Annotated in this window: 21 protein-coding genes; 1 reads left to right on the top strand and 20 read right to left on the bottom strand. The window is 61.4% G+C overall.

Going from position 1 to position 14,019, the window contains the following annotated elements; genetic code table 11:
- Window positions 1-177: 177 nt before the first annotated feature.
- The 6 genes from C6P61_RS17945 to C6P61_RS09055 all read right to left on the bottom strand — a co-directional run bounded on the left by C6P61_RS17945 (window position 178) and on the right by C6P61_RS09055 (window position 3,143).
- Window positions 178-324 (bottom strand): DUF5368 family protein, encoded by a 147-nt coding sequence (locus C6P61_RS17945; protein WP_170067354.1) that lies wholly within the window; start codon window positions 322-324, stop codon window positions 178-180.
- Between the two features lie 256 nt (window positions 325-580).
- Window positions 581-934, bottom strand: a complete 354-nt coding sequence (locus C6P61_RS09075) for a carboxymuconolactone decarboxylase family protein (RefSeq protein WP_105729611.1) — start codon at window positions 932-934, stop codon at window positions 581-583.
- 24 nt (window positions 935-958) lie between these two features.
- Entirely contained in the window at window positions 959-1,570 is a 612-nt protein-coding gene (locus tag C6P61_RS09070) for a Tll0287-like domain-containing protein (protein ID WP_105729610.1), read from the bottom strand.
- Between the two features lie 63 nt (window positions 1,571-1,633).
- Window positions 1,634-2,182, bottom strand: a complete 549-nt coding sequence (locus C6P61_RS09065) for a rhodanese-like domain-containing protein (protein ID WP_105729609.1) — start codon at window positions 2,180-2,182, stop codon at window positions 1,634-1,636.
- A 72-nt stretch (window positions 2,183-2,254) separates the two neighbouring features.
- A complete protein-coding gene (locus C6P61_RS09060) occupies window positions 2,255-2,731 on the bottom strand; it encodes a hypothetical protein (RefSeq protein WP_146115012.1) in 477 nt (158 codons plus the stop codon).
- Window positions 2,732-2,780: 49 nt separating this feature from the next.
- Complete coding sequence (locus C6P61_RS09055; protein WP_105729607.1) at window positions 2,781-3,143, bottom strand: rhodanese-like domain-containing protein; 363 nt, start codon at window positions 3,141-3,143, stop codon at window positions 2,781-2,783.
- 163 nt (window positions 3,144-3,306) lie between these two features.
- On the opposite strand from C6P61_RS09055, the gene C6P61_RS09050 reads away from it, so the two are divergent.
- Window positions 3,307-3,660, top strand: coding sequence for a hypothetical protein (locus C6P61_RS09050; RefSeq protein WP_146115011.1), 354 nt, complete (start codon window positions 3,307-3,309; stop codon window positions 3,658-3,660).
- A gap of 17 nt (window positions 3,661-3,677) precedes the next feature.
- Here the strand turns inward: C6P61_RS09050 and C6P61_RS09045 are convergent, their stop codons facing one another.
- From C6P61_RS09045 to petA, 14 genes are all read right to left on the bottom strand, one after another.
- Window positions 3,678-5,423: a SulP family inorganic anion transporter gene (locus C6P61_RS09045; RefSeq protein ID WP_105729605.1), complete on the bottom strand. Its 1,746-nt coding sequence runs from the start codon at window positions 5,421-5,423 to the stop codon at window positions 3,678-3,680.
- 9 nt (window positions 5,424-5,432) lie between these two features.
- Window positions 5,433-5,789 (bottom strand): rhodanese-like domain-containing protein, encoded by a 357-nt coding sequence (locus tag C6P61_RS09040; protein ID WP_237491193.1) that lies wholly within the window; start codon window positions 5,787-5,789, stop codon window positions 5,433-5,435.
- Between the two features lie 78 nt (window positions 5,790-5,867).
- Window positions 5,868-6,158 (bottom strand): DUF3817 domain-containing protein, encoded by a 291-nt coding sequence (locus C6P61_RS09035; RefSeq protein ID WP_280524137.1) that lies wholly within the window; start codon window positions 6,156-6,158, stop codon window positions 5,868-5,870.
- On the bottom strand, window positions 6,155-7,051 hold the full coding sequence (locus C6P61_RS09030; protein ID WP_105729603.1) for an MBL fold metallo-hydrolase: 897 nt from the start codon (window positions 7,049-7,051) through the stop codon (window positions 6,155-6,157). The genes C6P61_RS09035 and C6P61_RS09030 overlap by 4 nt, the downstream gene beginning before the upstream one ends.
- Window positions 7,052-7,161: 110 nt before the next feature.
- Window positions 7,162-7,788: a peroxiredoxin gene (locus tag C6P61_RS09025; RefSeq protein WP_105729602.1), complete on the bottom strand. Its 627-nt coding sequence runs from the start codon at window positions 7,786-7,788 to the stop codon at window positions 7,162-7,164.
- 254 nt (window positions 7,789-8,042) lie between these two features.
- On the bottom strand, window positions 8,043-8,183 hold the full coding sequence (locus tag C6P61_RS17940; RefSeq protein ID WP_170067353.1) for a hypothetical protein: 141 nt from the start codon (window positions 8,181-8,183) through the stop codon (window positions 8,043-8,045).
- A gap of 133 nt (window positions 8,184-8,316) precedes the next feature.
- A complete protein-coding gene (locus tag C6P61_RS09020; protein ID WP_105729601.1) occupies window positions 8,317-9,285 on the bottom strand; it encodes an SLAC1 anion channel family protein in 969 nt (322 codons plus the stop codon).
- 21 nt (window positions 9,286-9,306) lie between these two features.
- Window positions 9,307-9,738 carry a group II truncated hemoglobin gene (locus tag C6P61_RS09015; protein ID WP_105729600.1) on the bottom strand — a complete coding sequence of 144 codons (432 nt, stop codon included), beginning with the start codon at window positions 9,736-9,738 and terminating at the stop codon, window positions 9,307-9,309.
- A 70-nt stretch (window positions 9,739-9,808) separates the two neighbouring features.
- Window positions 9,809-10,078, bottom strand: a complete 270-nt coding sequence (locus C6P61_RS09010; RefSeq protein WP_105729599.1) for a cyd operon YbgE family protein — start codon at window positions 10,076-10,078, stop codon at window positions 9,809-9,811.
- Between the two features lie 11 nt (window positions 10,079-10,089).
- Entirely contained in the window at window positions 10,090-10,245 is a 156-nt protein-coding gene (gene cydX / locus C6P61_RS18355; protein WP_105729598.1) for a cytochrome bd-I oxidase subunit CydX, read from the bottom strand.
- Window positions 10,246-10,260: 15 nt separating this feature from the next.
- The gene (cydB, locus tag C6P61_RS09000) at window positions 10,261-11,403 is read right to left on the bottom strand and encodes a cytochrome d ubiquinol oxidase subunit II (RefSeq protein WP_105729597.1); all 1,143 of its coding nucleotides are present in this window, start codon (window positions 11,401-11,403) and stop codon (window positions 10,261-10,263) included.
- Between the two features lie 12 nt (window positions 11,404-11,415).
- The gene (locus C6P61_RS08995; protein WP_105729596.1) at window positions 11,416-12,972 is read right to left on the bottom strand and encodes a cytochrome ubiquinol oxidase subunit I; all 1,557 of its coding nucleotides are present in this window, start codon (window positions 12,970-12,972) and stop codon (window positions 11,416-11,418) included.
- Window positions 12,962-13,210, bottom strand: coding sequence for a cytochrome oxidase putative small subunit CydP (gene cydP / locus C6P61_RS17665; RefSeq protein ID WP_146115010.1), 249 nt, complete (start codon window positions 13,208-13,210; stop codon window positions 12,962-12,964). The genes C6P61_RS08995 and cydP overlap by 11 nt, the downstream gene beginning before the upstream one ends.
- A 30-nt stretch (window positions 13,211-13,240) precedes the next feature.
- Window positions 13,241-13,864, bottom strand: coding sequence for a ubiquinol-cytochrome c reductase iron-sulfur subunit (petA, locus tag C6P61_RS08990; RefSeq protein ID WP_105729595.1), 624 nt, complete (start codon window positions 13,862-13,864; stop codon window positions 13,241-13,243).
- Between the last annotated feature and the right edge of the window lie 155 nt (window positions 13,865-14,019).

Below are 14,019 nucleotides of genomic sequence, written 5' to 3'. Positions count from 1 at the left end.
GCTTGAACATCAAGTTCTGAGGCTGGAGCAGCCTGACCCACCCCCGTGACGGGTCAGGCTGCCGCCGATCGGAGCGCTTGACGAGGATTCCTGAAATCCCAAGCCTGCGCGGGACTGGGTCCTGCCAGCTCCATGCCGCTGCATAGGGCTTGCAGTAAAGCTCGGGTGATTCGATATTCAGCGGGCCTTGCCGGAGCGCTTGGCCCAACCCAGCACGGTGCATGCCAATACCGTGGTCGACACCAGTCCCAGGCCGTAGACACTGGCAATCAGGAACCAGTCGGCAGGGCCACCGGCGTCGGTGAAGTCCGACCGCTGCGCCACCTGCGATCACGATGTGCGAACCGAAGTTTTCACTGGTTCTGACGCCCGCGCTGCCTCGGCCGGCAGCAAGGCGGCAAGCGAACTGGCGCCGATGCCACCGAGGAAGCGTCGGCGTCCAGTCGCGCTGGAAACGGATGCTGGAATGTGAGGCAGGGTCATGGGGCGCCTCTTCTTATTGGTTTTAATCAGCTTCATGGCCTGGCGCAGCCAGTGTGTGGGGCTTGAATCGGCTTGAACGTTTCCCGCCCTGCAATGCTCACTCCTGGGCTGGCTGCAGCTTGTCCCAGGCTGCAAGCGCCTCGGACGCGTACATCAGCGAGGGGCCTCCGCCCATGTAGACGCAGACCGTCAGCATCTCCTCGAGCTCGGCCCGGCTGCAGCCCAGCTTGATCAAGGCCTTGACATGGAAGCCGATGCAGCCCGAGCAATGCTGGCTGATGCCGATGGCCAGCGCGATCAGTTCCTTGTGCTTGGCACTGATCGTGCCCTCGGCCATCGAGGCCTGGGCCAGCTTGGCAAAGCCGCCCATGGCTTCCGATTGCGATTTGCGCAACGGGGCCAAGTTCGCGTTGATGTCCTTCATCAGGCCGGCGTGGTCGAAAGTGCTCATGCGGATTCCTCTGTGGGTTCGGGATTACTGAACGTTCTGGCGCAGGGTCATGGCACCGCGGACCTGTCCCAGCAGGTAGCCAGTGCCTTTGTCATGGGGATAGCGTTCGCTCAGCCGCGCGGCAACCCCAGGACCGAGCTTGTCGGCGGTACCATGGCATTGCAGGCAGGCTTCCTGTACCGGCAGCGCGCGCATGTAGCGCTTGACCTGCTGACCGTTCTCCGTCACGACTTCGGCCCGCTCCAGCTTGGAGGCGTCGGCACCAGCAGCTTGTTGACGCTCGAAGGTTTCGAGCGTCTGGCGCTCCCAGCTGTCGGGAACCGCCTTGGGGTTGCGGTTACCCAGGCTGACGCGCCTGATCTGCCAGCCCGTGGCTTGTGAGGCCGCCTGCGCCATATTGGGTGCGACGACCTGGCAGACTCCGATCGCATGCGCCGGTCCGCCTTGCTGCATTTCCGTTTTCAGCACGGCCATCAGCTTGGGCGGCACCGATCCGGCGACCTGACGGGCTTCGCCGACCCAGGCCGCTTCAGGCGTGGTGGCGACAGACGCCGCTGCACTGTTTGGCGCGATCGAGTTGCATGCGCTCAGCAAGGGTAGCAGGCTGGCTGCGAGCAATAAGGTGGACTTTTTCATCGGATGAGCTCCTGGTGGATGGGAAGGGAAGTGGGTGGTGCGTCCAGTGCGCCTGCAAGCGCATCAGTGCAGGTCGACGCGATGGATCTTGGCCGGATCGAGCTTGGCCGACCATGGCAGGCCCGAGTTCTGCCAGCCGTTGAACGTGCGCATCCCCTTTTGCGGTCCCTCCTTGCGCGCATCGCCCTGGAAACCGTTGACGACAAAGCGTGCGTTCGGGAAACCCCTTTCACGCAGCAACTGGGCGCTGGGCTCGCCGCGGTCGCTGCCAGAGCGGCACAGGGTGATGATCTCGGCATCGTCGCCCAGCCCGCGCGCGCGCAGCGCGGCTCGCACCTGATCAATGAAAGCGGGATTGCGCTCGACCACGAACACGCCCTTGTCCGCGTTCCAGCGCGTGCGGTCGACCAGCATGAAGGGAATGTTGGCGTGCACGGCATCCGTGAAACCCACGAACATGATCTCGACCGGGTCACGCACATCGATGAACAACACCGGGCTGTCGGTCTGCTGGACCTTGGCCAGCGCGTCCTGCGCGCTGATCGGCATGTCAACCGCGTGGGTCAGCCAGCTGGAACAAGCCAGGGCAGCGGCGAGCAAGAGTTTCTTCATGATGAATCTTGAAATTGATGAAATTGACGGATTTATCGCATGCAAGCGGCGTGAAATGTCAGGGCTCAGGGCTCAGGGCTGCGGGAGCAGCGCCTGGCGCAGTTGCGCCTCGGTGTTGGCATGTCTGATCCGGCTCACACGGCCTTGCTCCAGATCGATCAGCAGCACGGCCTCGGGCTCGCTGGCCCAACCCCGCAGGGTGTCTTCGCTCAGCGACACGCCGACCTTGAATGGCTGCGCGCGCAGCGAAGGCATGGCAAAGGTGCGCGTGATGAAGCCCGGCATGCGGCTCATGTCCGCCAGGTAGGCCGCCTTGCGCTGCTCCAGGAATCCCTTGGGCTGTGTGCTCAATACCGCCAAGACCAGGTTGGACGCCTTGCGTCCGGCGGCGAACAACACCAGCTTGGTCTCGGGCGTGAGCTGCCAGGCTTGGTCGTGCTGATCTTTCAGCGACAGCGCCGGCAAGGGTTGGCCGACTTCCACCGGGCCCGCAAGCAGGGTCAACGGCAGCGTCAGCAAGAGCGATAGGGTGCAAAGCGCTTTTTTCATGGATGCTCCTTCCTTGTCTACATGGAGTGGGACCAGGGTGGCCGCTCGCTCAGGAGTCCCGAGCGTGGTCGAGGAAATTGCGCCAGGCACCGATGTTGTGAACCTGGATGTAGCCGTTCTTCTTCAGCAACAGCTTGGCCATGCCGCTGCGCGTGCCGCTCGCGCATCCGACCACGACGGGTACCGTCCTGGGTATCTCGTTCAAGCGTCCCGCGAGCTCCTGCAACGGAATGTTGCGCGTGCCTGGCGCGTTGGCCTGGGCGAATTCAGCCATCGTCCGGACGTCAACCAGGGTCGCCCCCTGAGCCAACAACCGTGGCAGCATGGCCTTGACACGGCGGGCCGCCCACCACTTGTAGCCGAACCAGGCGGCCACCGCGAGCAGTGGCCAATATTCTTTGAAGAAGTTCATCAGGGATTCGATTCAGAGTTCAGGCATTCGGGGGTTACGCCTGGAATACAGGTTTTTCAGCACGCGACCCTTGAATTCTCATTTATACCCCTACCAGTATATAGGAAAGCGTGCCTGTCAGCATCTTTATACGGGCGAGGGTATTATTCAAAGATCGTAATCCGTGAGTTTTCTTCTTCCATCCATGTACGCTGTTGATGGCGCCTTCAACGAGGTGCTGAAGATATTCAATGACGAAGGCGTGGTGCGTGCCGCAGCACAGGCCGCTCTGGACAAGGCCTTGACCACTAGCGGCGATTGGGAAACAGTGACCGAGCAGCGTTTCGCCCTGCCGATGCTTTTCAGCGGTTTTGACGATTTTGAGCAGCTCATGATGCGCCCCACCTATGCCCAGCACGATTTGAGCGAAGCTGTAACGGCCCGCGTGCATACCGAATTCAAACGGCATCTGACGCCAGAAGGTGCCCGCCTCGTACTCCCCATCCATGTCCGATTGTTCCGTCGCACTGGGGCTTGAGTCGTACCAGATGAACCTCATGCCCTTGGGGCCGAGGCCAAGGTCAAGGTCTGAACCGCCTGGTGTTGTGTCAGGAACACCTGACCGCTCAGATGCTTCAGGAGGTCGCTGCGCTGCAGGCGGTCCATGACCGGTCCCTTCACTTCTGACAGGTGCAACTTGACACCAGCATCCTTGAGCCGTTGGTCGATGGTTTGCAGACTTTCGAGCGCACTGCCATCGATGTCGTTGACCGCACTGCACTGGAGCACTATGTGTCGCACCGCGGGGTGTTGGGCGACTTGGGCTGCGATGTGATCTTCCAGGTAGCGGGCGTTGGCAAAGTACAGACTCTCATCCACACGCAGGCCCAGTATCTGTGGCTGTGTGATCACTCGGTGGCGCAGCACATTGCGGTAATGCTCAGTCCCTGGAACCTGGCCTACGGTGGCGATATGTGGACGGCTGCTGCGGTAGAGCAGCAGCAGCACCGAGGTCGTGACCCCGACAATCAGCCCCACTTCTACCCCCGCAAGCAGGGTCAGTGTGAAGGTCAGCAACAGTGCGACGAAATCCGAGCGAGCGTAGCGCCAAGTATGACCAAAGCAACCCAGATCCACCAAGGACAGCACCGCCACCATGATAGTGGCCGCCAAGGTAGCCTGCGGCAGATGGTAGAGCAGCGGGGTCAGGAACAGAGCAGCCAGCGCCAAACCGGCGGCGGTGAACAGTCCGGCGGCCGGAGTGCGTGCCCCGGCATCGAAATTCACCACCGAACGCGAGAAGCCACCAGTAACCGGAAACCCTCCGGTCAAGCCGGCGCCCAGATTACTCAGGCCCAGGGCGCGCAATTCGGCATCGGGGTCGATGCGCTCGCGCCGCTTGGCTGCGAGAGACTGCCCGACCGACACCGATTCCACGAATCCCACCAGCGAAATCAGCAGGGCCGGCACCAGCAAGGTTTGCAGCAGCTGCAGGTTGGCTCCCGTACTGCTGGGCCAAGTCAGGCCAGGCAGGCCTTGCGGTACATGGCCGACAACTTTCATGCCCTTGCTGGCCAGATCAAGTCCATAAGCCAGTCCAATGCTGATCAGCAAGGCCAGCACGGGTGCGGCTTTGGCGCCCAGGTCGGCGGCGAAGGCCGAAGCGCCCATGCGCTTGAGCAGCGGCTTGGCCCGCTTGCGCGCCAGAATCAGAAAAGCCAGGACAGCAAGGCCCATGATTAGGGTGGGATAGTGAACGGCGCCCAATTGAAGGGGCAGGTTCAGTGCCAGCTGCCACAAGGTGTCGCCTTTCAGCGGCACTCCGAGCAGGTGCTTGAGCTGGCTGGCGGCAATCAGCAGACCCGAGGCCGACACAAAGCCGGAGATCACCGGATGGCTGAGAAAGTTGGCCAGGAAACCCAGCCGCGCCGCCCCCATCAGCACCATCACCACACCGCTGATCAAAGCCAGCAGCATGGCTGCGTCGGTGTAGCTGACGCTGCCTTGCGCCACCACCACGTTCACGCTGGCGGCAGTCATCAATGACGTGACAGCTGCGGGCCCCACCGCCAGCGTGCTGCTGCTGCCAAACAGGGCGTACAGCACCAGTGGCGCCATGCTGGCGTACAGTCCGGCTTGCGGCGGCACCCCAGCCAGCAAGGCATAGGCCAGGCTTTGCGGAATCAGCATCAGCGTCACCACTGCGGCCGCCACGCCATCGGCTGCCAGGAACTCGCGGTTGTACTTGGGCCCCCAACGCAGCACGGGCAACCATTGACTGGCCAGGGCGCTGATCGACATCGGGCGGTCTCAGTCGTAAACCAGGGGTTCTGGCTTGGTTGTGGCTCGTCCGTCTGCCACCCAGGCCTCGTATCCACCAGCCAGCGACAGCACGTTCAAGTAGCCCATGTCCAGCATCGAGCAGGCAGCCAGCGCAGACCGGCCTCCTGTCCTGCAGTACACAACGATGCTCAGGTCCCGTTGCTCGAGATCAGGCGAGCTCGACAGCTTGAACTCCAGCAGACCGCGCGGCCAGTTGATCGCTCCTGTCAAGTGACCGGCCGAATACTCGTCTGGCTCGCGCACGTCGATGAGCACATTTGCCTGACGTATCGCAGCGTCGGCTTTTTCCAGCTCAACCTCTTGGCATCGTTGTTTGGCGGCCATCACCAGATCATGGGCTGACTTCACAGGCATCTCGCAAAAATTGGGAACATGTACAAGGTGATGGCGTGAGCCACCGGTTTAGAGAGGGTCGCGGGCAAAAATCCGTCCCACCACGAAGGCTCCGAACGGAACGAAGGCCGCCCCCAGCAACAGGAGTCCGTCCCTGCCACGCAACTGTCGCATCCAGCAGGCATGAGCCAGCAGACCCAGGTAAAGCAGGAAGGCCGCACCGTGCAGCGGCCCCATCAGCGCCACCCCATCAGGCCAAGCGGCCAGCCGTTTGAGAGGGACCGCCACGAGCAACAGCAGCAGCAATGTCATGCCCTCCAGCCATGAGCCCAGGCGCAGGGGTCTGAGCCGGGAATTCACAGCGCGTTGACCGGAATCTTGAGGTAGCTCACCCCATTGCCTTCCGGGGGCGGAAGTTGACCGGCACGCATGTTCACTTGCACTGATGGCAAGATCAGCACCGGCATCGCCAGGGTGGCATCGCGCTGTTCGCGCATTTGCACGAACTCGGCTTCTGTCACGCCCTGATGGACATGGATGTTGGCACGCTTCTGCTCGGCCACCGTTGTCACGCACCGAGGCTCCCGGTCGTCGGGCGGATAGTCGTGACACAGGTAGAGCTCGGTATCGTCAGGAAGGCTCAGGACTTTTTGTATCGACCGGTACAGCGTGGCAGCGCTGCCGCCGGGAAAGTCGCACCGTGCAGTGCCGTAATCCGGCATGAACAAGGTGTCACCGACAAACGCCACCTGCCGCGGCGGTACGGCTGCGGGGTCGCTGACCACATAGGTCATGCAGGCCGGTGTGTGGCCTGGGGTATGCAGCGCGCGCGCCGGCAGGGTGCCAATTATGAAAGTATCACCATCGTGCATCAGGAGGTCAAACTGACTTCCATCCCGCGCGAATTCGGTGCCGGCGTTAAACAGCTTTCCGAACACGTCCTGCACTGTGGTGATGTGGCTGCCGATGGCCAGTTGACCACCGACCTTTTCGTGCAGATAAGGAGCGGCAGAGAGGTGATCGGCGTGCACATGGGTTTCCAGCAACCATTGCACCTGCAGACCCAGTTCGTTCACGCGCTTGATCAGGCGGTCGGCGCTATGGGTACTGGTTCTGCCGTTCTTGGGGTCGTAATCGAGCACGCTGTCGATCAGTGCGCATTGTGCGCTGGCAGCATCCCACAAGATATGACTGAAAGTGAAGGTATCGGTATCAAAAAACGATTCGATGTTCAGGCGCGATTGGCTGTTCATTCTGGAGACTGAAACCTCATGTCAATGCTGAAACGGCTTGATCCTCGCAAAAAACTTCTCCGGTCGGCGGCATTCCGTGGAATTTGGCGTCGGGAGAAGTCTTGGCAGGGTTACAGCGACTTGGTGGAGAAGTACCAGTCCTTCATGTCATAGCCCTCGCCCTTGCGGGCCTCGATGGCGGCAGGCGTCTTGGGTGGCGGGACGATCACGTCACATCCAGGGGTCCAACCCTCGGGGGTGGCGATCTTGTTGGCATCGCTGGTCTGCATGGCCTGCAGCAAGCGCACGAACTCGTCGATGGAGCGGCCGTTGCTCATGGGGTAATAGACCATGGCGCGCAGCTTGCCCTCGGGGTCGATGAAGAAAGTGGCGCGCACGGCCTGGGTGTCAGCCGCACCAGGGTGGATCATGCCGTAGGCCTGGGCGACCTCCATCTTGATGTCGTCAATGATGGGGAAGGGAATTTCCACGCCGAAGTTGTTCTTGATGCTCTGCATCCAGGCCAGGTGCGAGTAGATGCTGTCGATGGACAGGCCCAGCAATTCGCAATTCATGGCCTTGAACTGGTCTGCTGCCTTGGCAAAACCTATGAATTCAGTGGTGCAGACCGGGGTGAAATCGGCCGGGTGCGAAAACAAGATCAGCCATTTACCCTTGTAGTCCTCCAGCGAACGGGTGCCATGGGTGGTGTTGGCAGCGAATGCCGGAGCGGCTTCGTTGATACGAGGCAAAGACATGGTGACTCCTTACGGGTTTGAAAAAGGCCGTTCAATGTGGCCGGTATCGAAGCACGGAGGTTGTGCGTCAATGAGTGCATTCTACATACCCTAGTGGGTATTTTAGATAGCTTGATTCTATGCCTGGCATTGGAAAAATTGCAGGCTGCGATGACCTTGCATTGACCTTTCTCAAGCACAAGACGCTCTTCATGTGCAGCAGAAAATATACAGACAGGGATATGATAAATCCATCATCAGTCATCAAGACTCAGCTACTTTCCATGTATTCCGTCGACCAACTTCCCGTGCAGCAAGATGAACTGGAACTGCTGAACAGGCTGGCCGACCTCCACCGGCCCAGCCAGCAGGACCAATGGCACCCAGAGAGACAGGGTGAAAAGTGCTTTTTTCATGGATGCTCCATCGTGGGTGTGGCAGTCACGACCGCTTCGCCATCGGCATGTGGTCGATTGGTTTCCTATTGATAACAGACCTTCGAATCAATACGGTGCCGCGGCCAGGCAGCAGGCCAGGCTGGCGTCAAGCTCAGTCGGGGATGCAAATCTGACCACGTGCGGCAGACTGCAAGGTCTTGAAAGACAGCAGCGCCACTACGCTTGTCAGCACGACCAGCAGGATCCAGGACAGCAGTCCATAAAAAACCGCCCCTGTGCGCTGCGCCATCTCGAAAGTGGCCAGGGTCATTGCCGCGATCGGAAAGGAGTAAGCCCAACCGGAGATGAAGAAGGGAAGCTGGAAAAAACGCATCGCATTGCTGGCCAGCAGCAGGGTCAGAAACAATGCACAAAAATACAGGATGCGGGCAAAGGCGTCGATCTGGTCGACCAGCGCCACATAGGACAGGAAGCCGACCGCAGGCGGTGCGATCAGGATGAACAGCGTTGGCGTGAGGCGAGCCGGCAGTGGCTCATGGAAGAAGAGCCGGTAAAGCACGATCGTCATCAACACTAGCCAGAAAACCAGTCCAATGCTGAAGAAGAACCAGCTCAGGTCTGCCGGTGCCAGGCGCACGCCGGCAATAGGCACCAGGATATTGCCCACGACCGGGATGAACCAAGCCGGATTGGCGTGCTTGATGTCGTAGCGGGTATGGTGAATCCAGCTGCTCATCGTGTAGAGCGTGAAGCCCAGCTGCACGGCGGCGCCGACACTCCACATCCAGCGTGCCAGGCTGGGTGCCGGCTCAGACCACAGCAAGGCCAGCATCATCAGCCCGATCGACATCGCCGGAAAGAAGTTGAGCTTGACCGGGTGCTCCAGATCCGCCCGGACCTGGGCGGGATACCTGAGCAGCTTGGCGCCAAACAACAGCAGCAGTAACAGGTAGAGCCCACTCGTGGCCCAGCGCAGGGTCATGCCGATCTCAAGCGGCAAGGCGCCGAATTGATGGGCCTTGAACCAGGTCACGGTCAGGGCGGCCAGTCCCATCACGCTGGAGAACAGGGCAACCGGGAAATGTGCCAGGGAGGAAGGTTGCGTGGCAGAGGTGTTCATGAAATCGGTCAGATTGAGCCTTCAGGCGTGAGCGTGACTGTGGTGGCTGCAGTTCGGCGACCCATCGGTGTTGACCATGTGGTCGGCCATTTTCTGGAAAGTCTCGATCAGCGCGTCGCGCAGCTCGGCATCCCCGACCTGCTCGGTCAAGGCCATGCGCATGCAGAGCATCCACTCATCGCGCTCAATCGGCCCGACGGCATAGGGGGCATGCCGCATGCGAAGCCGCGGATGGCCCTTCTTGTTGCTGTAGAGCGGTGGGCCGCCAAACCAGCCAGACAGGAACTCGAACAGGCTTTGTGCACTGCCCACGAGGCTCTCCGGGTGGATCTTGCGCACCGTGTAGGCCTCTGGAAGTTCGTCCATGAGCTCGTAGAAGCGGTTGACGAGTTGGCGCAAGGCCGGTGCGCCACCGATCAGCTCGTAGGCTGGTTGATATGCTAAATTTGCCATGATTGCTTTCTAGGGTGTGGATGCGCGGTCTCGGTACGCCATCAGTCGCGATCAGCGTGACTCCGTCGTTTCAGCTGGCCAACCAGCGCACCAGCAGCGCAGATGCCAGGGCGATGGCACAAGCCCAGCCCGAGAACAGCCAGCGCCAAATCCTGGCCCGCGGAATGAAGCCGACCCCGCGCACGAAGCCCGCGCTCATGGCCCAGAAGACCAGCGTCGCCAGGCCATGGCTGGCCTGGCCTTGTGCATCGGCCAGGTAGACCGGAGCGATCGAGCCCAGCAGCATCAACACGATTGCCACCAGGAGGGAGGGCCAGTGCAGCCCGGCTTGCGTCGACATCGCAGTCAGCCTCAGTGCCCAACCGGGCTGTCTGTCCCCGGATCGGGGGGTAGCCCCCGTGAGGCGAAGGCGGCATCGCGCGCTTCCTCGTTCTCACCCCACATCGCGTTCAGGATGGCGAACAGGATGGCGAAACCGACTCCCAGCATCCAGGCAAAGTACCACATGGTTTTCTCCTCGTTTCAGTAGGCGCTGTGCTCGTTGGCGCGGATGTGTGACTCGGTGACCTTGCCGCGCATGACGCGGTAGGCCCAGCTGGTGTAGATCACGATGAGCGGCATGAAGATCAGCGTGGCCACCAGCATCAGGCCCAGGGTCAGGTGACTCGAGACGCTGTCCCAGACCGTCAGCGAGGCATTGGGCATGGTGCTCGACGGCATGATGAAGGGGAACATGGCGGCACCCGCCGTGCCGATCACGCCCGTGATGGCCAGCGATGACAGGATGAAGGCCAGGCCCGTGCGGCGCGCGATCAGCAGCGCCATGGTCACCAGCGCCGAACAGCTAGCCATCACTGGCAGCAGCCATAGCAGCGGCTGCTGCTGGTAGTTGCGCCACCAGCCGTCGGCCGCGCGCACGACGGTCTTGGCCAGCGGATCGGGCATGGCCCCGCCATCGACCACCGAGGTGATGACATAACCCTCGATGCCGCCCAAGCGCAGCCAGAGCCCGGCCAGCAGGAAGCCGACCACCGTCACCATGGCGGCGACCAGTGCGCCGCTGATGGCTCTGTGCTGTATCCGGCCTTCGGTCCGGTGCGCCAGATAGACCCCGCCATGCATCGTGATCATCGCGCTGCTGACCACGCCCGCGAGCAAGGCGAAGGGATTGAGCAGTTGCCAGAAGCTGCCGGTATAGGTGGAGACCAGGTAGTCGTTGAACTCAAACGGCACGCCTTGCAGCAGGTTACCGAACGCGACACCGAAGATCAGTGGCGGCACGGCACCGCCGATGAACAGGCCCCAGTCCCAGACGCTGCGCCAGGTGGCGTTGTGGATCTTGCTGCGGTAGTCGAAGCCGACCGGGCGGAAGAACAGCGCCCACAGCACGGCGAGCATCGCCCAGTAGAAGCCGCTGAAGGCGGTCGCGTAGACCAGAGGCCAGGCCGCGAAGATGGCGCCGCCGCCGGTGATGAACCAGACCTGGTTGCCGTCCCAATGCGGGCCGACGGTGTTGATGACCACCCGGCGCTCGATGTCGCTGCGGCCGACGAAAGGCAGCAAGGTGCCCACGCCCATGTCATGGCCATCCATGATGGCGAAGCCGACCAGCAGCACGCCGACCAGCAACCACCAGATGAGCTTGAGGGTTTCGTAATCGAACATGGATCTTCTCCTTCAGGCGTGGACTTCGTTGTCGTAGCGGCCGGTGCCCAGGCTGCCAGGCCCCTGGCGGGCGAACTTGACCATCAGGTACATCTCGACGATCAACAGCACGGTGTAGAAGCCGACGAAGCCGGCCAGCGAACCGTACAGGCTCTCGACGCTGAGGGTCGAGACGCTCAGGTGCGTGGGCAGCACGCCGTAGATGGTCCAGGGCTGGCGGCCGTACTCGGCGACGAACCAGCCCAGCTCGCAGGCGATCCAGGGCGCCGGCAGCATCCACAGTGCCCACTTGAGCAGCCAGGGGCGCTTGGTCATGCCACCGGGCTTGAGCGTGCTCCAGAAGCTCAGGGCAAACAGGGCCAGCATCAGGAAACCCAGGCCGACCATGACACGGAAGCCCCAGAACATCGGCGCGACGCGCGGCACGGTGCTGTCGACCGCCCGCTGGATCATCTCGGGCGTGGCCTGGCGCACATCGACGACATGTTTCTTCAGCAGCAAACCAAAACCCAGGTCGGCCTTGTGCTGCTCGAACAGCTTCAGAGCATCAGCATCCTGGCGGTTCTTGCGCAGCGCCTCGAGCGCGACCACCGCGTGGATGCCGCTTTCGATGCGCAGGCGGTTCTCGGCCTTGATCTCCTTGATGCCGGGAATCTCCTTGTCGAGCGAGCGCGTGCCGATCAGCCCCATGACCCAGGGAATCTCGATCGCCCAGTCGTTGGCCTGCCTGGCCTCGTTCGGCCAGGCCAGCACGTTGAAGCCGGCCGGTGCTGGCTCGGTCTCCCACATCGCCTCGATGGCGGCCATCTTGGTCTTCTGCGCCTCGCCGACCATGTAGCCCGATTCATCGCCGAGCACGATCACGCTCAGCACCGAAGCCAGTCCGAAGGCCGAGGCGACGCGGAAGCTGCGCTTGGCGAACTCGACGTTGCGGCCCTTGAGCAGGTACCAGGCCGAGATCGACAGCACGAACATCGCGCCCGTGACGTAGCCCGCCGAGACCGTGTGCACGAACTTGGCCTGGGCGTCGGGGTTGAACACCACGGCCCAGAAGTCGGTCATCTCCATGCGCATGGTCTGGAAGCTGAACTCGGCGCCGACCGGGTTCTGCATCCAGCCGTTGGCGATCAGGATCCAGAGCGCGCTCAGGTTGGTGCCGATGGCCATCAGCAGCGTCACCAGCAAATGCTGTGTCTTGGGCAACCGATCCCAGCCAAAGAAGAACAGCCCGATCATGGTCGACTCGAGGAAGAAGGCCATCAGGCCCTCGATCGCCAGCGGCGCGCCAAAGATGTCGCCGACGTAATGCGAGTAGTAGGCCCAGTTGGTGCCGAACTGGAACTCCAGCGTGATGCCGGTCGTCACGCCGAGGGCGAAGTTGATGCCGAACAGCTTGCCCCAGAAGCGCGTCATGTCCTTCCAGACGGTCTTGCCCGTCATGACATAGACGCTTTCCATGATCACCAGCAGCCAGACCATGCCAATGGTCAGGGGCACGAAGAGGAAGTGGTACATCGCGGTCGCGGCGAACTGCAGTCGCGACAGGTCGACCAGTTGCTCAGAAATCATGAGCTTGCTCCTTGTTTGAATCGGTTGTGGGGTGCATCAGCAGATGACGGGACGCCTGCTCGGCATCCACCTCGACCTTCTGGCCGGCCAGGAAGCACCACCAGATCGCGGTCAGCAGCAGCAGCTTGATGACAACGGCCCAGGCCAGCTTGCGCACCGGCGGACGGGATGGAGTTTTCATGCACATGCCCTGTTGTAAAAAGAGCCCGTTCAGCAGGACAGGCCAAGTCAGCATCATGAGTCGCCTTGCTGAAAAACACAATTTGGATCAAGCCTGCGTGGGCTGGTCCTCGCCAACCAGCAATTTGCTGTCTGCCAGGTAGAAATGCGGCGGGATTTCGAGGTTGGTCGGCGCGGGCTTGTTGAGGAACACCCGACCGGCCAGGTCGAAGGTCGAACCATGGCAAGGACAGAAAAAGCCACCAGACCAATCGGGTGGCACGCTCGGGTTGGCCGACCCCTTGGCGACGCTGACCGGCGAGCAACCGAGGTGGGTGCAAATGCCGACCGCCACCAGGATCTCGGGCTTGATCGAGCGCTGCGTGTTCCTGGCATATTCGGGCTGGTCGCTCCGGTTCGACGCCGGGTCTGCCAGGCCTGAAATCGTCTCCAGCTCGGCGAGTTGTTCGGGCGTGCGTCGCATGATCCAGACCGGTTTGCCGCGCCACTCAACCACCTTCATGGCGCCGGGTGCCAGGTCGGCTATGTCGACTTCGACTGACGAACCAGCCGCCTTAGCGCGTTCGCTGGGAGCGAAGCTGGAGACGAAGGGCAGCGCAGTGGCTGCTGCTGCTGCCGCTCCGACAGCACCTGTAACGCTCAACCAGCGACGACGTTCGGGATCAACGATCTGGGCACAGGTATATCCATCAAGGGGCAGTTCAACAGTCATGACACTTCTTTCCTGAGTTTAGGCCCATTAACTCAAGAAACGTGCCAATTGCTCCAAACTGTCACCCGCATCTTGAACTCAAGAATTACTTTATTTCAATCAACAATTTAGATGACTCCTGCGGGAGGATCGCCAGCATCACGTCTTCAGCAGCG

The sequence above is a fragment of the Malikia spinosa genome (genome assembly GCF_002980625.1).
Classification (GTDB): domain Bacteria; phylum Pseudomonadota; class Gammaproteobacteria; order Burkholderiales; family Burkholderiaceae_C; genus Malikia; species Malikia spinosa.
This window is presented reverse-complemented; position numbering and strand designations above follow the sequence as displayed.